Here is a 19,139-nt window from a genome sequence, read left to right as displayed (position 1 = left end):
TCCTGCCCACATCTCCTTCTGTGAGCGACACATGATCAACGCATCCCCAACACCTGAGCAGGTGTCCGAGACGTTCGTCTCGGAGGACCCGCACTGGTACAAGCGGGCTGTTTTCTATGAGGTCCTCGTCCGGGGTTTCAAGGACTCCAACGGCGACGGCACCGGCGATCTGCGCGGCCTGGTCGAGAAGCTCGACTACGTGCAGTGGCTCGGCGTCGACTGTCTCTGGCTGCTGCCGTTGTACGAGTCGCCGCTGCGCGACGGCGGCTACGACATCTCCGACTACATGAAGATCCTTCCGGACTTCGGGGACCTCGGGGACTTCGTCCAGCTCATCGAGTCGGCGCACGCCCGTGGGCTCCGCATCATCACCGACCTGGTGATGAACCACACCAGTGACCGCCACCCGTGGTTCCAGGCCTCCCGGCACGATCCCGAGGGCCCTTTCGGCGACTTCTACGTCTGGTCGGACGAGCCCAGCGGCTACCCCGACGCGCCGATCATCTTCATCGGCGCCGAGGAGTCCAACTGGACCTACGACCCGGTGCGCAAGCAGTACTACTGGCACCGCTTCTTCCACCACCAGCCGGACCTCAACTACGACAACCCGGCGGTGCAGGAGGCGATGCTGGAGGTCCTGCGCTTCTGGCTGGACCTCGGCATCGACGGCTTCCGGCTGGACGCGGTGCCGTACCTGTTCGAGAGGGAGGGCACCGGGTGCTCCGGCCTGCCGGAGACGCACGCGTACCTGAAGAAGGTGCGCGCCGAGGTGGACCGCCTCTACCCCGACCGCGTCCTGCTGGCCGAGGCCAACGGCTGGCCCGAGGACGTCGTGGAGTACTTCGGCGACCCCACCACCGGCGGTGACGAATGCCACATGGCCTTCCACTTCCCGCTGATGCCGCGCATCTACATGGCGGTCAAGAAGGAGGCCCGCGAGCCGATCTCCGAGATCATGTCGCGGACCCCCAAGCTGCCCGACCACGCCCAGTGGGGCATCTTCCTGCGCAACCACGACGAGCTCACGCTTGAGACGGTGACCGAGGAAGAGCGCGACTACATGCACTCCGAGTACGCCAAGGACCCGCGCATGCGCGCCTACCTCGGCATCCGGCGGCGCCTGGCGCCCCTGCTCGACAACAACCGCGACATGATCGAGCTCTTCCACGCCCTGCTGCTGTCGCTGCCCGGCTCGCCCGTCATGTACTACGGCGACGAGATCGGCATGGGCGACAACATCTGGCTGGAGGACCGCGACTCGGTCCGCACCCCGATGCAGTGGAGCCCGGACCGCAACGCCGGCTTCTCCACCGCCGACCCCGGGCGGCTCTACCTGCCCGCGGTCATGGACCCGATCTACGGCTTCCAGGCGGTCAACGTCGAGGCACAGCAGAAGCACGAGGGCTCGCTGCTGCACTTCACCCGCCGCATGCTGCAGATCCGGCGCAACCATCCGGTCTTCGGCACCGGCGCGTACACGGAGATGTGGTCGTCCAACTCCAGCGTGCTGACGTTCGTGCGCGAGGAGGGCGACGACCTCATGCTGTGCGTCAACAACCTGTCGAGGTTCCCGCAGCCGGTCGAGCTGGACCTGCGGCGCTTCAAGGGGATGACGCCGGTGGAGGCGCGGGGCGGGGTCCCGTTCCCGCAGATCGGCGAGCTGCCCTACCTGCTCACGCTGCCGGGCCACGGCTTCTACTGGTTCGCGCTGAAACACCTGTGAGCCCGTCGCCGTTCGGATACCCTCTGTGACATGACAACGGACACGGCATCGCGTGTCGATGCTCCCGAGATACGAGTGAGCTCGCTTGAGGAAACGCAGTACGACCTACGGCGTTCCTCGGTCAAGACGGAGCTCGGCGTTGATCGCATCCTCGACCATCTCGGGCTTGAGCAGGTGACTCAGGCCGAGGTGGATGAGGAACTTGGCGGAAGGTGACGCCTAGCGGGCGGTTACGGGTACCTGGGCCCGTGCCGCCCGTCTGGCGGGGATCAGCGCCACCGCCAGCGCCGCCCCCACCGCCACCAGCACCGCCACCACCATCGTCGTGACCGAGGGCGGGTGGCCGATCCCGGCGCCCACCCCGCTGGTGTGACCCTGAAGGTCGATCAGGCCGGTCACCACCGAGGCGCCCACGGCGGTCCCCGCCAGCACCCCCAGGATCACCAGCAGCCCGGTCCCGGTCACCAGCGTGGCCATGAGCTGGCGCGGCGTCAGCCCCATCGCCTTCAGCACCGCCAGGTCGAGCGCGTGGTCGCGCAGCCCGAGTGCGCTGGCGGTCAGCAGGTTGGCCAGCCCGATCAGCGACAGCACCAGGATGAGCGCCACGATCAGCACCCGGATGACGGTCAGCCGCTCGGCCGGGTTCACCACGCGCTGCACGTCGAGCCCCTCGCTGGAGGCGGCCAGCAGCCGCGTGCGCACCTCGCCCGGGTCGGCGCCGTCCTTCAGCACCAGCGCGTAGAACTCCGGCGGCACCGTGTCCTTGGCTTCGAGGCTGTCCAGGCCGACCGAGAGCACCTCGCCGTCCAGGTCGGGTTCCACGGTCCTGCCGACGATGCGGACGATCAGCGGCGAGTCGCCGACGGTCAGCCGCACCCGGTCGCCGATCTTGGCCCGCAGCAGGTCGAGCAGCCCCTGCCCGGCGACGGCCTCGCCCGGCTGGGCGTACATGCGCCCCTCCACCACCGGGAAGGGGTACGGCTCCGCCGAGTTGCCGATCGCCCGCACCCGCACGGACCTGGCCTGGCCGGGCGCCAGCGCGTTGACGTCGGCGCCCTGGTAGACGGTGGCCACGCCGCGGTCGGCCTTGGCCAGGCGCTCGGCCGAGGCCGACTCCAGCTTGCCGGGGCGGACGTGGAGGGCGGCGTGCTGGCCCACCTGGGCCGGGTTGCGCTGGAAGTTGTCGAGGGTGGACCACACGCCCAGGCCGATGGTGATCATCATCATGGGAACGGCCAGGCCGAACACCGTCATGAACGCCGGCACGCGGCGGCTGAACGCGTCGCGGGCGCCGAGGACGAGGGCGGGCGGCAGCCGTACCAGGAGGGCGAGGCGGGCCAGGCGCGAAAGGCGGCCACGCGGCGGCGCGGAGGGGGCGGCGGGGATCGGCGGGGTGCGCCCGCCCCGCCAGGCGGGCAGGCCGACGGCGGCCAGCACGAGCAGGGCGGCGCCGGCGACGATGAGCAGCACCGGCACCGGGGCGATCGCCGAGGGGCCGAGCAGGACGGCGATCACCGCCATGCCCACCACGGTGCCGAGGGCGATGCCGACCAGGCCGAGCGCCCCGTGCTCGACGACGAGCACGCCGGCGACCTGCGCCCGGGTAAACCCCATCGACTTCAGCGTGGCCAGGTCGCGCAACTGGCCGAGCACCCTGCCGCCGGCGGCGTTGGCGAGGGCCAGCGCGGCGGCGACCAGCCCGACCACGCCGAACAGCGCCAGCAGCGTGCCCAGGAGCCGGTTGTCGAGCTCCATGGCGGCCCTGACCTGCCGCCAGGTGTAGACGCGCTGGAGTTTGTCCTCCAGCATGACCACGACCCGCTGGGAGACGACCTGGGTGGCCTCGGGGTCGGCCAGGCGCAGGCCGGTGACGTACTCGCTGCGCCCCAGGGCGGGCTCGATGCGGTCGAGCAGGTCGGGCAGCACCCAGGCCAGGCCGGGTGTCCACTCGGGGTAGAAGCCCTGCTCGGCGGTGTCGGCGATGCCGCGCACGTACAGGGTGTGGCGGGCGCCGCTGAGCGCGGTCACGGTGACCGGCGCGCCGAGCCGCAGCCCCAGCTCGCGCGCGAACGAGCGCTCGACCACCACGCCGTCGAGCTGGCCCTGGTCGAGCCAGCGGCCCTCGGCCACGACGGGGTGCGCCACCTCGGGCGCGGTGGCGGGCAGCGCGCGCAGCGCCGCGGGCTCCTTCTTGCCGTCCTGCACGACGCTCACGGCCGCCGAGCGGTACGGCCCGGCCACCTGCGTGACCCCGTCGATCTCGCGCAGCTTGACCGCCTGGGGCACCTGCTGCGTGTGGATCCACACATGGGCGCCGTCGGTCTGGGAGAACAGGCTGCGCCAGGGGTTGGTGCCCTCTTCCAGCAGGGTCGCGGCGGTGATCAGCGCGGCGACGATCCCGGCGACGGCCAGGACGGTCAGCACGGCCTGCCCGCGCCTGGCCCGCAGGTCCGCCCTGACCCACCGGCTGCCCGCTCGGTAAATGCTCACCTGAGCTCGATGACCTCCCCGGCGTTGCCCTTGCGGCGCCGGGCGATGCGGCCGTCGTCGACGATCTCGCCGTCGAGCAGGGACACCACGCGGTCGGCGAGGCTGGCGACGCGGGCGTCGTGGGTGACCATGACGATGGTCTGGCCGTCCTTGTGCACCTGTCCGAGCAGGCGCAGCACGTCGCGGGTGTTGCGGCTGTCGAGGTTGCCCGTGGGCTCGTCGGCCAGCAGGACCGTGGGCTGGTTGGCCAGTGCTCTGGCCAGCGCGACCCGCTGCTGCTCGCCGCCGGAGAGCTGGGCGGGGGCGGCGTCGGCGCGTTCGGTGAGGTTGAGGGCGCCGAGCAGCACCTCCCTGCGCTCGCGGGCCTCGCCGGGCGTGGCTCCGGCCAGCAGGGCGGGCAGTTCGACGTTGTCGGCGACGGTCATGCTGGCGACCAGGTTGAAGAACTGGAAGACGAAGCCGATCTGGCGCCGCCGCAGCACCGCCCACGCCGACTCCGACAGCGTGTCCACGCGCTTGCCGCCGAGCCAGACCTCGCCGCTGGTACGGGTGTCGAGCCCGCCCAGCATGTGCACGAGCGTCGACTTCCCCGACCCGGACGGGCCCATGATGACGACGAACTCGCCCTCGTCCACCTGCAGGTCGACGCCGCGTACGGCGGGCACGGGCACGCCGCCGTCGGAGTAGATCTTGACGAGGTTGACGGTCTTCAAAAGGGTCATATCAGGTCCTCCTGGCAGCGCTGCAGCCAGTCGAGGTCGGCCTGCAGGTGCAGCATGGCTCCCTCGATCAGCAGCGTAGCGACCCGGTTGGCCGGGTCCGTACGCTCCAGGAGGTCGTTGAGGTCGCGCATGAGCGCGAGGTAGTGCCGGCGCTGGCGGCTGATCAGCGCCATCTGGTCGGAGACCCCGGTGAGCGGCGCGAGCACGAGCTTCATGAAGAACTCGTCGCGCACCCGCGGGCCCTCGGTGGGCTCGTCCACCCACTGGGTGAGGGCCTCGCGGCCCTCGGCGGTCAGGTAGTAGACCTTTTTGTTGGGCCGGTTGGACTGCTCGACGTCGACGGCCCTGACCAGCCCGTCCTTCTCCAGCCGGCCGAGTGTCACGTAGATCTGGCCGATGTTGGGAGAGGGGTAAGCGCTGCCGAAGGTCAGCTCCAGGGCCTGTTTGAGCTCATACCCATGGGCAGGCTCCTTGGCCAGGAGCGCCAGCAGGTGCAGCCGCACCGCCCCACCTCCCGTACGTTACGCATGCGTTACGGAGATAACCGTTGACCATCAGATTACAGGTGTGCATAACATGAATGCATCTACCTAACACGTATGTAATCCTAGAAACGTGGAGGTAACAACGTGCGTCGTTTGATGCCGGTGCTGCTTGCCGCTCTGCTGACGGCAGGATGCGCCGCGTCCGGCGACGACGGCGGCGGCGAGCCGGAGACGGGCGGGATCGGCCCGATCACCTTCGCCGTCGGGCGCGAGGGCACGACCTACTTGCAGCCACTGCTGGATCGCTGGAACCAGGCCCACCCGGCCGAGAAGGTGACGCTGATCGAGCTGCCAGAAGCGGCGGACGAACAGCGTGCCCAGATGGTCTCCAACCTTCAGGCGCGCAGCGACAGGTATGACGTGCTCGTGCTGGACGTCGTGTGGACCGCGGAGTTCGCGGACAACGGCTGGATCATCCCCTTGGAGCGCGGGGCCTTCCCGCTCGACAAGTTCCTGCCGCCGGTCGTGGACACAGCGGTGTACAACGGCAAGCTCTGGGCAGTGCCGTACACGAGCAATGCGGGCTTGTTGTTTTACCGCTCTGACCTGGTGAAAAAGCCGCCCAAGACCTGGGCGGACCTCCGGCGGCGAGCGATTGATGTTACGAAAAAACACAATATTGGTGGCTATGCCGGGCAGTTCCTCGCGTACGAGGGGCTGACCGTGAACTTCTCCGAAGCCGTGGGTGGGCAGATCCTCAGCACCGACGGCCAGGAGGTGACGCTCGACAGCGCCAAGGCCAAGGCCGCTCTCGGCTTCCTCGCCCAAGGACTGCGCGAGGGCTGGATCCCGGACGACGCGCTGTCGTACAAGGAAGAGGAGTCCCGGCTCGCCTTCGAGAACGGCGACCTGGCCTTCTCCCGCAACTGGCCGCACGCCTACGGCTCGGCCAAGGCCAAGCTCGGCGACCGGTTCGCGGTCACCAGGCTGCCCGGCCAGAACGGACCGGGCACCAGCGCACTCGGCGGCCAGAACCTGGCCGTGAGCGCATACTCCAGGCATCCGAAGACCGCACGCGACTTCATCCACTACTTCACCAGCATGGAGACCCAGCGCCGGGTCCTGTCGGAAGGCTCGTTCCCGCCGGTGTGGACCGAGCTCTACGACGACCCCGAGCTGATCAAGCAGTTCCCTTATCTCCCGGTGCTCAAAGAGAGCATCATGGCCGCCAAGCCGCGGCCGGTCAGCGCCAACTACAACCAGCTGAGCCTGGTGATCGCCAGTACGGTCGCCAAGGCGCTCAGCCCGCCGTTCCCCGAGCCGAGCGACGCGGTCGTGGACTCGTTGAAGGCGGATCTGACGGAGTCATTGTCGACTCAGTGAGGCAAGACATGCGAAAGACAGCCATCGTTCTGGCCGGGCTCGCGGTCGCGGCCGCAGCCTGCGGCAACGCGCCGACGACCACCCCCACGCAGCCCGCCACGACGGGCGCCGCGACCTCCGGCGGCGCCAAGACCCTCCAGGGCCAGAAGATCGAGGTCGCCGCCAAGTGGACCGGCGACGAGGAGAAGTCGTTCCGCCAGGTGCTGAAGGCGTTCTCCGACAAGACCGGCGCCGAGGTGACCTACGCCTCCACCGGTGAGGACACCGGCGCGTACCTCGGCCCGCGCATCAAGGGCGGCAGCCCGCCCGACATCGCGATCCTGCCCCAGCCCGGCCTGGTCCAGCAGTACGCCGACGACAAGTCGCTCAAGCCCCTCACGCCCGAGGTCATCAGCCAGATCGACACGAACTACACCCCGTACTGGAAGGAGCTCGGCTCCGCGGACGGCCAGGTGTACGGCGTGATGGTGAAGGCCGCGCACAAGTCGCTGGTCTGGTACCGAACGGCCACCTTCGAGGAGGCCGGCGTGCAGCCGCCCACCAACTGGGACGAGCTGGTCAAGGCCGCGCAGACCATCGCCGACTCCGGCACCGCGCCCTTCTCCTTCTGCGGCGCCTCCGGCTGGACCCTGACCGACCTGTTCGAGAATGTCTACCTCAGCAGCGCCGGCCCGGAGAACTACGACAAGCTCTCCAAGCACGAGATCCCGTGGACCGACGCCTCCGTCGGCACCGCGCTGGAGAAGATGGCGCAGATCATGAGCAAGAAGGAGTTCGTCCTCGACGGCAACTCCGGCGCGCTGCAGACGCAGTTCCCCGACTGCGTCACCAAGGTCTACGACCAGAAGAAGGCCGCCATGATCATCGAGGCGGACTTCGTGGCCACCCCGGTCGCCCAGTCCGGCGAGAAGGTCGGCGAGGGCGCCAAGACCTTCCCCTTCCCCAAGGTCGGCGAGACCAGCCCGGTCGTGCTCGGCGGCGACATCGCGGTCGCGCTGAAGGACGCCCCCGGCGCGATGGCGCTGCTGGAGTTCCTGGCCTCCAAGGAAGGCGGCGAGATCTGGGCCAAGCTGCCCGGCTACCTGTCGCCCAACAAGAACGTCTCCCCCGACAACTACCCGGACGAGCTGACCAAGCAGCTCGGCCAGACGATCGTCTCCGCCGGTGACGCGGTCCGCTACGACATGTCCGACCTGGCCCCCAGCGCCTTCGGCGCCACCGACGGCAAGGGCGAGTGGAAGGTCCTGCAGGACTTCCTGCGCAACCCCGCCGACATCAAGGGCGCGCAGGCGAAGCTCGAAGACGAAGCCAAGAAGGCCTGGAAGTAGAGAGGTTAGGCCGTGACCGAACGGTTGGACGGCCCGAAGGCCCCGTCGAAGGACGGGGCCGCCTCCTCACGGGCTGACACCCCCAAGAAATACCGCCTCGGCCCTCCCCCCACGATCGCCATCGTCTTCTTGCTGCCGGCGGCGATCCTGCTGGGAATCTGGGTGGTCTACCCGATCGTCTACTCGATCTTCCGCAGTCTCTTCGACGCCACGGGCGGCGTGTTCGTCGGCCTGGAGAACTTCACCACGATCTTCACCGACCGCGGCACGCTGGTCACCATCAGGAACAACCTGATCTGGGTGATCGTCGCGCCGATCCTGGTCACCGTGCTCGGCCTGCTCTTCGCGGTGCTGACCGAGCGCATCAAGTGGTCCACGGCGTTCAAGCTGATCGTCTTCATGCCGATGGCGGTCTCGCTGATGGCCGCCGGCGTCATCTTCCGCCTGGTCTACGAGCAGGACCCCGACAAGGGCCTGGCCAACGCGGTGCTCACCACCGTGCACGACACGTTCTCCTCCAGCCAGGGCTACCCGGACGCGCGTCCCCGCGAGGGCGACGTCTCCCCGGTCGCGGCCAAGGACGGCGGGGTCGCCACCAAGCAGCCCGCGCAGGCGGGCCAGCCGGTGCTCATCCCGCTGGTCGGCATCAAGGCCAACACGATGCCCTCCAACGCGGCGCCCGCACTGGCCACGCCGCCACCGGGCGGCCTGTCGGGAACCGTCTGGTTCGACTTCACCCCCGGCGGCGGGGGCAAGAGCGGCGCGGTCGACCCCCAGGAGAAGGGCCTGCCCGGCATGACCGTCGAGGCGGTCAAGGACGGCCAGGTCGCCGCGACGACCACCACCGCCGACAACGGCACCTTCCGTTTCGACGGGCTGGCCGCCGGCTCCTATGAGGTACGGCTCCCGCAGACCAACTTCACCGCCCCCTACCGCGGCCTGAACTGGCTCGGCGAGGCGCTCATCACCCCCGCGATCATCGGCGCGTTCGTCTGGGTCTGGGCCGGGTTCGCGATGGTCCTCATCTCGGCCGGACTCGCCGCCATCCCGCGCGACGCCCTGGAGGCCGCACGCATCGACGGAGCCACGGAGTGGCAGGTGTTCCGCAGGATCACCATCCCGCTCCTGTCCCCGGTGCTGCTGGTCGTCTTCGTGACGATGATCATCAATACCTTGAAGGTGTTCGACCTGGTCTTCATCATCGCGCCGGCCTCGGTGCAGCCACAGTCGAACGTGATCGCGCTGGAGATGTGGCGCGTGTCGTTCGGCGGCGGCAACAACCAGGGCCTGGGCAGTGCGCTGGCGGTCTTCCTGCTGGTGCTGGTCCTCCCCTTCATGATCATGAATGTCCGCAGGTTCAGAAGGGAGGAGCGCTGATGGCCACGGCCACCGCCACCGCCGAGCGGCGTGTCGAAGCGGGCGCCCCCAAGCGCGGGCTGCTCAGCCGGGGCGTGGACAAGGTGGGCGGCGGCGCCGTCCAGGTCGTGATGATCCTGATCGGCCTGTTCTGGCTGGTCCCGACGCTCGGCCTGCTGGTCGTGTCGATGCGCTCCGTCGCGGTCAACAACGCGGAGGGCTGGTGGACGATCTTCACCAAGCCCGCGGAGCTCACGCTGGCCAACTACACCAACCTGCTGGCCACCGGGTTCACCGCGTCGTTCTGGAACACCATCGCCATCACGGTGCCGACCACCATCCTGGTCATCGGCATCGCGGCCATGGCCGCCTACGCCTTCGCGTGGATGGAGTTCCCGGGGCGCGACCTGCTGTTCCTCATCGTCGTCGGCCTGCTCATCGTGCCGATCCAGATCGCGCTCATCCCGATCGCCTCGTTCTACGGCAGCACCGGGATGTTCGGCTCGATCCCGAGCGTGGTGCTGTTCCACGTGGCCTTCGGCCTGCCGTTCGCGATCTTCCTGCTGCGCAACTTCTTCGTCGGCATCCCGGCGTCGTTGCTGGAGGCGGCGCGGATGGACGGGGCGCCGGAGTGGAAGATCTTCGTCAGCATCGTCTTCCCCCTCGGCAAGCCGGCGATCGCCTCGCTGGGCATCTTCCAGTTCCTCTGGGTCTGGAACGACATGCTCATCGCCCTGGTCTTCGCCAACCCCGAGTCTCAGCCGATGACCAAGGCGCTGCAGTCGCAGATGCGGCAGTTCGGGAACAACATCGACATCCTGTCGTCCGGCGCCTTCCTGTCGCTGATCATCCCCTTGATCCTCTTCTTCGCCTTCCAGCGCTACTTCGTGCAGGGCATGATGGCGGGTTCGGTCAAGTAGGGCTCCCCTGGGATCCGGGTCACCCGGATCCCAGGTGTGTGATCGTTTTGGTACCGCTTGTGCCCGCGTTTGCGGCGCAAGCCGTACCAGAGCTGGATAGGCTCAACGGCCATGGCAGGTCGTCCCCTGAACGAAGTCGTCGAAGCCGGTTGGGCCGCGGCGCTCGAGCCCGTTTCCGAGCGCATCTCCACCATGGGTGAGTTCCTCCGCAAGGAGATCGCGGAAGGCCGGCAGTACCTCCCCTCGGGCGCGCACGTGCTGCGCGCCTTCAATCAGCCCTTCGACGAGGTCAAGGTGCTGATCGTGGGGCAGGACCCCTATCCCACGCCGGGCCACCCCATCGGGCTGTCCTTCTCGGTCGCGGCCGACGTACGCCCGCTGCCGGGCAGTCTCCTCAACATCTACAAGGAGATGGAGAGCGACCTCGGCCTGCCCAGGCCCGCCAACGGCGACCTCACGCCGTGGGCCGAGCAGGGTGTGCTCCTGCTCAACAGGGTCCTGACCGTCATGCCGGGCAAGCCCGCCTCCCACCGCGGCAAGGGCTGGGAGGAGGTCACCGAGCAGGCCATCCGCGCGCTGGTCGCGCGCGGCAAGCCGATGGTGGCCATTCTGTGGGGCCGCGACGCCCGAAACCTGGCGCCGATGCTGGGCGACGTGCCGCGGATCGAGTCCGCGCACCCGTCCCCGCTCTCGGCGCGCAGCGGCTTCTTCGGCTCGCGGCCGTTCAGCCGCGCCAACGAGCTGCTCGTCCAGCAGGGCGCGGCGCCCGTGGAGTGGAAGCTGCCCTAGCGGACCACGGCGAGGGCGCGCCTGCGCCGCCAGATGTTGTCGACGGCCAGCGCGCCGCCCTCGCTGAAGGCGATCACGAGGCTGAACGCGGCCAGCGCGAGCACGAACTCGTAGCCGCCCTCGGCGACGGAGAAGCCGTTCTTGAAGTGGACCAGGACGATGGCGCCGAGCATGTCGACGGCCAGCAGGGTTCCGACGATCGGCAGGGCCGCGCCCAGGATGAGCGCGATGCCGCCCCCCACTTCCAGTACCGCGACCACGGGCGCGGCCACACCGGGCAGCGGGACGCCCAGCGATGCGAAGAACCCGGTCACGCCGGCGATCCCCTCGCCGGTGAACTTCTGCAGGCCGTGCACGAGGAAGACGGCCCCGAGCACCACGCGTCCGATCAGCAGGGAGAACGGCCGAATCTGGTCGATCATGTGAAGTCTCCTTTCCGGTGTGGCTCAAGCCTTCCGTTCCAGGCGGGAGCGCGGGTCGGGCGCATGGGTGGTCTCCGATCATCCGAAAGGATGGTCCGGGCATCTCGCGATCCTGGTACCAAGAAGGGATGAGCGTGCTTTCCCTGCGGCAGCCGATGACCTTCGAGGACGGCTTCCCCCGAGTCGTCCACCTGGGCTTTTACCTCACGATGGCGGCCTGCACCGTCCGGATGTTGTCCTACGGCGGCGGCCTGTCGCAGCTCGACGTGATCCGGCTCGTCGCGGTGGCGGCTTTCTGTTCCCTTTATGCCGGGGGCGTGGCGTGGGCCAAGCCGGGACGCCAGCAGTTCGCCTGGCTCGGCACCATGATCGCCGCCTGGACGCCACTCACGCTCACCACGCCGTGTTTCAGCTGGTCGGCCATCCCGCTGTTCTTCCTGGTGCTGATCGTGTTGCCGATGCGGCTGGCCGTACCCGTGGTGGGGTATCTCGCGGCGGTCGCCGCGGTCGTCGGCGAGTTCCACGCGCGCACCAACTGGGACCCCGCCCCGCTCATCGCGCCGATCGCGATCGCCATGATGAGCATGTTCAACTACCGGCGCCTCCACAACGAGAACGTCCGCCGCCAGGAGCTCATCGACGACCTCATGCGGGCCAGGGACGCGCTCGCGGAGTCCGAGCGCGCCGCCGGCGTCCTCCAGGAGCGGGTACGGCTCTCGCGCGAGATCCACGACACGCTCGCCCAGGGCCTGTCCAGCATGCACATGCTGCTCAACGCCGCCGACCAGGAGTGGGACGCCGACAACGGCAAGGCCCGCGCCCACGTGCGCCAGGCCGCGGTGGCCGCCCGCGAGAACCTCGCCGAAGCCAGGCGCTTCGTCCACGACCTCGCCCCGCCGGCCCTCGACGAGCGCTCCCTGCCCGAGGCGATCCGCAAGATCGCCGACGGCGTCAAGGTGCGCGTGGAGGGCACGCCGCGCAAGCTCGACCCCGGAGTGGAGGGCGAACTCCTGCGCATCGCCCAGGGCGCCCTTGCCAACGCCGCCCAGCACGCCCGCGCCGGCACCATCGTGGTCACGCTCACCTACCTGCCCGACACCGTCACCCTCGACGTCATGGACGACGGCATCGGCTTCGACCCCGCCCGTCCCAACGCCGGACGCGGCCGCGGCTACGGCCTCAAGACCATCCGCCAGCGCGCCGAGTCGCTGGGCGGCACGGCCACGGTGGACAGCGTGCCGGGAGAGGGCACCGTCGTCGCGGTGAAGGTGTTCGCATGAGGATCCTGCTGGTCGACGACCACCCCGTGGTCCGGGCGGGCCTGGCCGCCATGCTCGCCGCACAGGAGGATTTCAACGTCGTCGGCGAGGCCGCCGACGGAGAGGAGGCGGTACGGCAGTGCGCTTACCTCGCCCCCGACCTCGTCCTGATGGACCTCCAGATGGGCGAGGGCATCGACGGCCTGGAGGCGACCAAGCAGATCGCCGCCCTGTCCGGGGCGCCCAAGGTCGTGGTGCTCACCACGTACGACTCCGACGCCGACATCCTGCGCGCCCTCGAAGCCGGGGCCGTCGGCTACCTGCTGAAGGAGTCGCCGCCGGAGGAACTGTTCGCCGCCCTGCGCACCGCGGCCGGCGGCGAGACCGCCCTGTCGCCGCCCGTGGCCTCCCGGCTGGCCCAGCGCTTCCGCAGCCCCCAGCTCGCGCTCAGCCAGCGGGAGATCGAGATCCTCGAACTCCTCGCGGCCGGGCGGTCCAACCGGGAGATCAGCAAGGCCATGTTCATCAGCGAGGCCACCGTGAAGACCCATCTCGCCCACGTCTACGACAAGCTGGGGGTCGACAGCAGAACCGCGGCCGTGCGCTGCGCCGTGGAGCGGCGCCTGATCCGGCTGTAACCCGTAGAGTCTGCTCCATGAGTGATGAAGGTAAGTTCCTGCGTCTCACGGTCGAGCTGACCGTGGAGGTGCTCGACGTTGACGCGCTGCAGGCCGCGGCGCTGAGCGAGATCCGCCATGAGGACGCCGACCTCACGGACGAGGAGCGCAAGGAGCAGGCCGAACTGGTCAACGCCGACGAGACCGGGGCCACCGCGCTGCAGTGGCTGATCGAGCCTGACCATGTGCTGTCGCTGGTCAACCACATCGACGAGGTCGAGCCGCGGGAGGCCGTTCTTGGTGTGGAGCCGTCGGACGGGCCCAGTGAGGACGAGGAAGAGCACGACCACGAGCACTGAGCACCATCGGGGAGCCGCCCCAGACCGGCGGCTCCCCGCCGTTCCACCCTGAACGTCGACCCGGTGCTTTCGGGCGGATGGGGCGTTCGTAGGATCGGGAAGGGCCGAGTCCATGGGAGGTCTGTCGGTGATCGTGGCATTTTCCATCACGCCGCTGGGAGTGGGCGAGGGCGTCGCGGAGCCGGTGGCCCGTGCGGTCAAGGTGGTACGGGACAGCGGGCTCCCCAACCGCACCGACGCCATGTTCACCACGATCGAGGGTGAGTGGGACGAGGTGATGGCGGTCGTCAAGCAGGCCGTCGACGCGGTGAAGGAAGTCGCGCCCCGGGTCAGCGTGGTGCTGAAGGCCGACATCCGCGAGGGCGTCACCGACGGGATGACCAGCAAGCTGGACTCCCTCGAACGCCACCTGACCTGAACCACGCACAAATCGGGGTGTCCGGGGTTTTCTCCCTGCGCTGAGCGTGCTAGAAATCGCGAATGCGGACTCCCCTGGCGGTTCCGATCGTCATCGGAGCCTTGGCGTTGGCGTTCACGGCGAGCGCGGTACTGGCGCTCGTCCAGGTGTTCACGGCCACGACCAGCATCAGCCCGACCATTCCGGCGGACACGCTCCCCACCACGCCCCTGGAGCTCTCCCCCACGTCGGCGCCGCCAGGCGACACCTTCACAGGTGCGCCGCTACCGAACGACACCTTCACGGGCGCGCCAGTGCCGAACGACACAGGGCTGCCGCAGGGCACCACCCCACCGGGATCACCCCAGACCGGGACGACCCAACCGGGCCTCAACCAGCCGGGTGTCCCACAGAACGGGGTGCCGCAGAACGGCGTCCCACAGAACGGGGTTCCGCAGAACGGGGTTCCGCAGAACGGGGTGCCGCCATCCGGAGTGCCGCAGGGCGGGTTTCCGGAGTCCGGGTTGGGCGGGCCTGAGTCGGTGCCCGGGTTCTGAACCACTTGGCCGGTCAGGCGGATCTCGTGACGGCGGCCGGCCCCGCACCCGAGTCGTCAGCGTCTCCCTGGACAGGCCCCAGCCCTGTGCGGCGGGTGGTGGTGGGGGCGGCTTTGCCGTAAGAGATGATCCCACCCACAAACGCGATATGTCTTGACCCACCGAAACACGCGACATATCGTGTCCTCCGGACGGCTATCGCGATATTACGCGACTGCAGGCATCTCGGAGGTGGAAAAGGGTGGAGACGGAAGAGCGGGTGCCCGTTCTGGTGGTGGGTGCCGGGTATGCGGGGCTCAGCGCCGCGATGATGCTGGCGTGGCACGAGGTGCCGGTCATTCTGGTCGAACGGCATGCGAGCACGTCGATCCAGCCCAAAGCGTTCGGCGTGGGGCCGAGGGTCATGGAGCTGGTGCGGTCGGTGCCGGGGATCGAGTCGCAGCTCACCAGCATTTGGGCGGGTATCGGCGACGAGATGCGCATCGCCATCGCCGGAAGCCTGACCGACCCCCACCCGAAGATCATCGTGGACACCTCGGAAGGCGACCTCGACTCCGTGCTCGACATCACGCCGGTGCCGGAGGTGGGGGCGCCGCAGTCCGAGGTGGAGCGGGTGCTGCGGGCCAAGGCGGAGGAGTTCGGCGCCGACCTGCGCTTCTCCACCGAACTCATCTCTCTCGAACAGGACGCCGACGGCGTCACCGCAGTGATCGCCTCCGGCGACGAGGTGAGCACCATCCGCGCCGACTACGTCGTGGCCGCCGACGGCTACCGCAGCCCGTTGCGCACCGCCCTGGGCGTGCCGACCAGCGGCAAGGGCCAGCTCAACGAGCTCTACTCGATCATGTTCGACGCCGACCTCAGCGGCATCGTCCGCGACCGCGAGGTCACCCTCTGGTACCTGCAGCCCGCCGGCTTCACCGGCGTGATCGTCACCGGCACCGGCGTCGGCAGCCACGTGTTCGGCGTCTACTACGACCCGGCGACCGACCCCGGCTTCCCGGAAGAGCGCTGCAAGCATCTGGTACGGCAGGCCGTCGGCGTCCCCGACCTCGACGTCACCATCCAGGACACCACCAGCTTCGCCTTCGCCCACATCCTGGCCGACACCTACCGGGCGGGCCGCGTCTTCTTCGCCGGCGACGCCGCCCACACCATGCCGCCCACCGGCGGCCAGGGCGGCAGCACCGCGCTCCAGGACGGCCTCGACCTGGCCTGGCGCCTCTGGCTCGTCATCACCGGCCAGGCCGGACCGGACTTCCTGGACACCTACGACGCCGAACGCCGCCCCATCGGCGCCCTCACGGCCGACGGCCAGTTGGCCAACATGGCCATCCGCATGCCGTCCGAACGGACACAAGACGTGCCCCCGCCATCAGCGGACCCCCTCGCCGTCATGATCGGCTACCGCTATCACTCGACCGCGATCCTGACCGAACCCGGCGACGACCGCGCCATCCTTGAAGACCCCCGCACCGCCACCGCCCGACCCGGCAGCCGCGCACCCCACATCCTGCTCGACTGGGACGGCCACCCGATCTCCACCGTCGACCTGTTCGGCACGGGCTTCGTCCTGCTGGTGGGGCCGGACGGCCGCGCCTGGGAGGAGGCGGCCCGCAAGCTGAGCGACCGCCTGTCCCTGCACCTGACCCCGCTGATGATCGGCGGCGAACTCAAGGACATGGAGGGACGCTGGCAGGAGCGCTACGGCGTCACCGACACCGGCGCCGTCCTGGTCCGCCCCGACGGCTACGTAGCCTGGCGCGCCCCATCCCTCCCCCCCTCCCCCCAAACCACCCTCCACGAAGCCCTCACCAAAATCCTCAGCCGCTAACCGACTGCCACCCCACCCGCGGCGAGACCAAGCACCCACCCAGGCCTTGGGCGCCTCATCCCACGGACGACACGAGCCCATGGACGACATGAGCCGTGGACGACACGGGCTGCGGTGCAACGCGAGCTGTGGACGACACGGGGCTGTGGCGACACGCGCGAGGGCGAGGGACGCGCCGAGGGGGCGAAGGGGCGCCGGGCGCGTGGGCTGTGGCGATACGAGCGAGGCCGAGTGGGGCAGCAGGTGGCAGCCGCATAGGCGGCCGAACGGGTGCCGGGCACGCGGCGAGGGGTTGCCCACGCGGAGGCAGGACAAGAGGCGCGTGAGGCTGAGCCGGGAGGCGTGAGGCCACCCCGAGGGGGCGAAGGGCCGTACAGGGGCAGGCCCACCCCCGAGGGGCGAACGGCCGGGCCGAAGCGGTGGCAGGCCTAACCCGAGGAGCAAGGGCCGGGCGTGGGTGGTCGAGCCCGAAGGCGGAGGGCCGGGCGTGGGACGGCCGAGGGGTGGGGCCGCCGCGGGGGGTTAGGCCGGAGCGGGGGCGGGCCTAACCCGAGGGGTAGAGGCCGGGGTGGGATTCCGGAGGGCAGGCCGGAGAGGGGTGGGCAGGGGGTGGTTAGGAGGGGTGTTTGGCTACGGCGGCCCAGCCTAGGGGGGCGAAGCGGCGGAGGAGGTGGGGGGCGATGAAGTGGTCGGGGGTGATGATCTCGTAGGCGCCGAAGAAGCGGCGGATGTCCGCCACCGTGCGCGGGTACACGCCTGAGCTGGCGCGGGAGTAGACCTCGCGTACGGAGTCCGTGTCGGTGCTGCGGTCCTCCTGCATGGACATGTGGGAGATCACCATGTGGCTGCCCGGCGGGAGCATGGCGCGCAGGCGGGCTACGTCGTCGTAGGGGTCTTCCAGGAAGTGGAGGACGGCGACCATCAGGAGTGCCACCGGCTCGTCGAAGTCGATCAGCTTGGTGGCGGCCACCCTGTCGCGGATGGTCTCGGGTTCGCGGAGGTCGGCTTCGATCATGGCCACGGTGGGGGTGTTGGCGAGCAGGGCGCGGCCGTGGACGCAGACGATCGGGTCGTTGTCCACGTAGACCGTGCGGGCCGTCTTGTCCACCGAGTGGGCCACCTCGTGGACGTTCTTCTGGGTGGGGAGGCCGGCGCCGATGTCCACGAACTGGCGGATGCCTGCTTCGTCGGCCAGGTAGCGGACGGCGTTGCCCAGGAACTGGCGGTTGAACTGCACGCCTTCCCGGGACTCGGGGAACGACTTGAGGATCTGCTCGGCGGCCTCACGGTCGGCGGCGAAGTTGTCCTTGCCACCGAGCATGTAGTCATAGATCCGGGCGACGTTCGGCGTGTGGACGTCTATGCCCGCGGGAGCCCGCTCGCTCATCGTTCTCCTCCCGTACCGGCCAAGTGCACCGGCAACCCACATTGGCGCAGAGACTATCGCACGCCGCCGGATCCGTACTCCCCGCCCTTATGCGGCCATGACCGGCCTCAGGCGGGTGGCGCCCTGGGTGGAGCAGAGCCAGTCGTTCACGGTGCCGGTGAAGTCGGAGGGCGGGCCTACCTTCAGGCAGGTGATCGGTCCCGAGCCGGGCGCGGGGCCGACCTTCAGGCGGCGGATCGAGCCCGGGCTCTCGCAGGGCGTCAGCCGGACGCCGAACGACTGGCGGTCGGAGAAGAGGGCCTGGTCGTGGATGCGCAGGTGGTCGTCGATGGTGCGTTCGCGGGCCTCGGGGTTGGCGGACAGGAACGCCAGGTGGTCGGTCAGGAGGCGCTGGGCCACTGCGCGCAGCAGGTTGACGGCGCAGAGGTTGTGGGCGCAGGCGGCGCCGTCCAGGGTGATCTCGGGGAGGGCGAAGCGGCGCAGGCCGCGCGAGGTGACCCGCAGGCAGTCGCAGGCGTGGGTGTCGGCCGGGTTCCAGGGCGGGCAGGTGGCGGTGTCGTGGACTTCCACGTTCCAGCCCAGCCAGTCGTCGGCCAGGCGGAACGTGGACGGCTCGCCGGCGCAGCGGGCGCATGAGGGGAGTGCGAAGCCGGCCAGCGGGTCCACCACCAGGCCCGTGCACTCCTCGGCGATCGCCCGCGCGGCGGCCCGCGCGACCTGGAGGCTCGTCGGCAGTGTCTGCGGGGGAGCGGTGCTGGTGACCAGGACGTGCTGGCGGGTACGGCGCAGCAGCCTGCGTTCGTCCTCGGTGAGGTCGACTCCGCCGGGGCGCCACTGGGCGGTGCTGTGGGACAGGGTTAGCGTGGTGCCCAGTGCCGCCATCGCGGCTCTTCTGTGGGGTCTGCCGATGCGCCACGGCAACATGCCCTCGATGTCGAAGCGCAGCCGTTCGATGGCTACCACGAACAGCGCGGTCAGGGACGCGGGCACGGGAAAGGTGATCTGCACGAGGGGCCTCCGGAACGGAACGGTGAGGCCCTCAGAGTGCCGAGGGGAGGCGCCGGCCCGGGGACACGAACGGGATTCTGGGGAAAGGGCAGCCCCGCCAAAA

19 protein-coding genes are annotated in these 19,139 nt (G+C 69.4%); 12 read left to right on the top strand and 7 right to left on the bottom strand.

All coding sequences use genetic code 11. The features are described 5' to 3' along the window. Window positions 1-31 precede the first annotated feature (31 nt). Together treS and ACIBEJ_RS44255 are read left to right on the top strand one after the other, a co-directional pair. A complete protein-coding gene (treS, locus tag ACIBEJ_RS44260) occupies window positions 32-1,723 on the top strand; it encodes a maltose alpha-D-glucosyltransferase (RefSeq protein ID WP_397188976.1) in 1,692 nt (563 codons plus the stop codon). 30 nt (window positions 1,724-1,753) lie between these two features. Continuing rightward, window positions 1,754-1,939, top strand: coding sequence for a hypothetical protein (locus tag ACIBEJ_RS44255; RefSeq protein ID WP_397188975.1), 186 nt, complete (start codon window positions 1,754-1,756; stop codon window positions 1,937-1,939). A gap of 3 nt (window positions 1,940-1,942) precedes the next feature. Here the strand turns inward: ACIBEJ_RS44255 and ACIBEJ_RS44250 are convergent, their stop codons facing one another. The 3 genes from ACIBEJ_RS44250 to ACIBEJ_RS44240 are packed head-to-tail and all read right to left on the bottom strand — an operon-like array spanning window position 1,943 to window position 5,438. Continuing rightward, complete coding sequence (locus ACIBEJ_RS44250) at window positions 1,943-4,213, bottom strand: ABC transporter permease (protein ID WP_397188974.1); 2,271 nt, start codon at window positions 4,211-4,213, stop codon at window positions 1,943-1,945. Further along, window positions 4,210-4,935 (bottom strand): ABC transporter ATP-binding protein, encoded by a 726-nt coding sequence (locus tag ACIBEJ_RS44245; protein WP_397188973.1) that lies wholly within the window; start codon window positions 4,933-4,935, stop codon window positions 4,210-4,212. Before ACIBEJ_RS44245 ends, ACIBEJ_RS44250 begins: the two co-directional genes overlap by 4 nt. Next, the gene (locus tag ACIBEJ_RS44240) at window positions 4,932-5,438 is read right to left on the bottom strand and encodes a PadR family transcriptional regulator (RefSeq protein ID WP_397188972.1); all 507 of its coding nucleotides are present in this window, start codon (window positions 5,436-5,438) and stop codon (window positions 4,932-4,934) included. Before ACIBEJ_RS44240 ends, ACIBEJ_RS44245 begins: the two co-directional genes overlap by 4 nt. Before the next feature lie 138 nt (window positions 5,439-5,576). On the opposite strand from ACIBEJ_RS44240, the gene ACIBEJ_RS44235 reads away from it, so the two are divergent. The 5 genes from ACIBEJ_RS44235 to ACIBEJ_RS44215 all read left to right on the top strand — a co-directional run bounded on the left by ACIBEJ_RS44235 (window position 5,577) and on the right by ACIBEJ_RS44215 (window position 11,196). Next, window positions 5,577-6,803, top strand: coding sequence for an ABC transporter substrate-binding protein (locus tag ACIBEJ_RS44235; protein ID WP_397189194.1), 1,227 nt, complete (start codon window positions 5,577-5,579; stop codon window positions 6,801-6,803). Window positions 6,804-6,811: 8 nt separating this feature from the next. Further along, a complete protein-coding gene (locus ACIBEJ_RS44230; RefSeq protein ID WP_397188971.1) occupies window positions 6,812-8,131 on the top strand; it encodes an ABC transporter substrate-binding protein in 1,320 nt (439 codons plus the stop codon). Between the two features lie 12 nt (window positions 8,132-8,143). Next, window positions 8,144-9,508, top strand: coding sequence for an ABC transporter permease subunit (locus tag ACIBEJ_RS44225; RefSeq protein WP_397188970.1), 1,365 nt, complete (start codon window positions 8,144-8,146; stop codon window positions 9,506-9,508). Further along, window positions 9,508-10,407, top strand: coding sequence for a carbohydrate ABC transporter permease (locus ACIBEJ_RS44220; protein ID WP_397188969.1), 900 nt, complete (start codon window positions 9,508-9,510; stop codon window positions 10,405-10,407). Before ACIBEJ_RS44225 ends, ACIBEJ_RS44220 begins: the two co-directional genes overlap by 1 nt. 111 nt (window positions 10,408-10,518) lie before the next feature. Next, window positions 10,519-11,196 (top strand): uracil-DNA glycosylase, encoded by a 678-nt coding sequence (locus ACIBEJ_RS44215; RefSeq protein WP_397188968.1) that lies wholly within the window; start codon window positions 10,519-10,521, stop codon window positions 11,194-11,196. On the opposite strand, the gene ACIBEJ_RS44210 is transcribed toward ACIBEJ_RS44215, so the two are convergent. Continuing rightward, a complete protein-coding gene (locus ACIBEJ_RS44210) occupies window positions 11,193-11,618 on the bottom strand; it encodes a DoxX family protein (protein ID WP_397188967.1) in 426 nt (141 codons plus the stop codon). The two genes, ACIBEJ_RS44215 and ACIBEJ_RS44210, sit on opposite strands and share 4 nt — an antisense overlap. 128 nt (window positions 11,619-11,746) lie before the next feature. Between ACIBEJ_RS44210 and ACIBEJ_RS44205 the strand changes: the two genes are divergently transcribed. The 4 genes from ACIBEJ_RS44205 (at window position 11,747) to ACIBEJ_RS44190 (ending at window position 14,271) form a co-directional block, all read left to right on the top strand. Further along, window positions 11,747-12,898, top strand: coding sequence for a sensor histidine kinase (locus ACIBEJ_RS44205; protein WP_397188966.1), 1,152 nt, complete (start codon window positions 11,747-11,749; stop codon window positions 12,896-12,898). Then, window positions 12,895-13,515, top strand: a complete 621-nt coding sequence (locus ACIBEJ_RS44200; RefSeq protein WP_397188965.1) for a response regulator — start codon at window positions 12,895-12,897, stop codon at window positions 13,513-13,515. Before ACIBEJ_RS44205 ends, ACIBEJ_RS44200 begins: the two co-directional genes overlap by 4 nt. Before the next feature lie 17 nt (window positions 13,516-13,532). Further along, entirely contained in the window at window positions 13,533-13,853 is a 321-nt protein-coding gene (locus tag ACIBEJ_RS44195; protein WP_397188964.1) for a hypothetical protein, read from the top strand. 127 nt (window positions 13,854-13,980) lie between these two features. After that, window positions 13,981-14,271 carry an MTH1187 family thiamine-binding protein gene (locus ACIBEJ_RS44190; protein ID WP_397188963.1) on the top strand — a complete coding sequence of 97 codons (291 nt, stop codon included), beginning with the start codon at window positions 13,981-13,983 and terminating at the stop codon, window positions 14,269-14,271. 49 nt (window positions 14,272-14,320) lie between these two features. Here ACIBEJ_RS44190 and ACIBEJ_RS44185 read toward each other — a convergent pair whose 3' ends face one another. Beyond that, window positions 14,321-14,524 (bottom strand): hypothetical protein, encoded by a 204-nt coding sequence (locus tag ACIBEJ_RS44185; protein ID WP_397188962.1) that lies wholly within the window; start codon window positions 14,522-14,524, stop codon window positions 14,321-14,323. A 524-nt stretch (window positions 14,525-15,048) separates the two neighbouring features. Between ACIBEJ_RS44185 and ACIBEJ_RS44180 the strand changes: the two genes are divergently transcribed. Beyond that, entirely contained in the window at window positions 15,049-16,641 is a 1,593-nt protein-coding gene (locus ACIBEJ_RS44180) for an FAD-dependent monooxygenase (protein WP_397188961.1), read from the top strand. Between the two features lie 613 nt (window positions 16,642-17,254). Here ACIBEJ_RS44180 and ACIBEJ_RS44175 read toward each other — a convergent pair. Both ACIBEJ_RS44175 and ACIBEJ_RS44170 read right to left on the bottom strand, forming a co-directional pair. After that, complete coding sequence (locus tag ACIBEJ_RS44175) at window positions 17,255-18,028, bottom strand: SAM-dependent methyltransferase (RefSeq protein ID WP_397188960.1); 774 nt, start codon at window positions 18,026-18,028, stop codon at window positions 17,255-17,257. An 87-nt stretch (window positions 18,029-18,115) separates the two neighbouring features. Further along, entirely contained in the window at window positions 18,116-19,036 is a 921-nt protein-coding gene (locus tag ACIBEJ_RS44170; RefSeq protein ID WP_397188959.1) for a hypothetical protein, read from the bottom strand. Between the last annotated feature and the right edge of the window lie 103 nt (window positions 19,037-19,139).

Origin of the sequence: Nonomuraea sp. NPDC050790 (assembly GCF_044456745.1) — a bacterium.
Classification (GTDB): domain Bacteria; phylum Actinomycetota; class Actinomycetes; order Streptosporangiales; family Streptosporangiaceae; genus Nonomuraea.
This window is presented reverse-complemented; position numbering and strand designations above follow the sequence as displayed.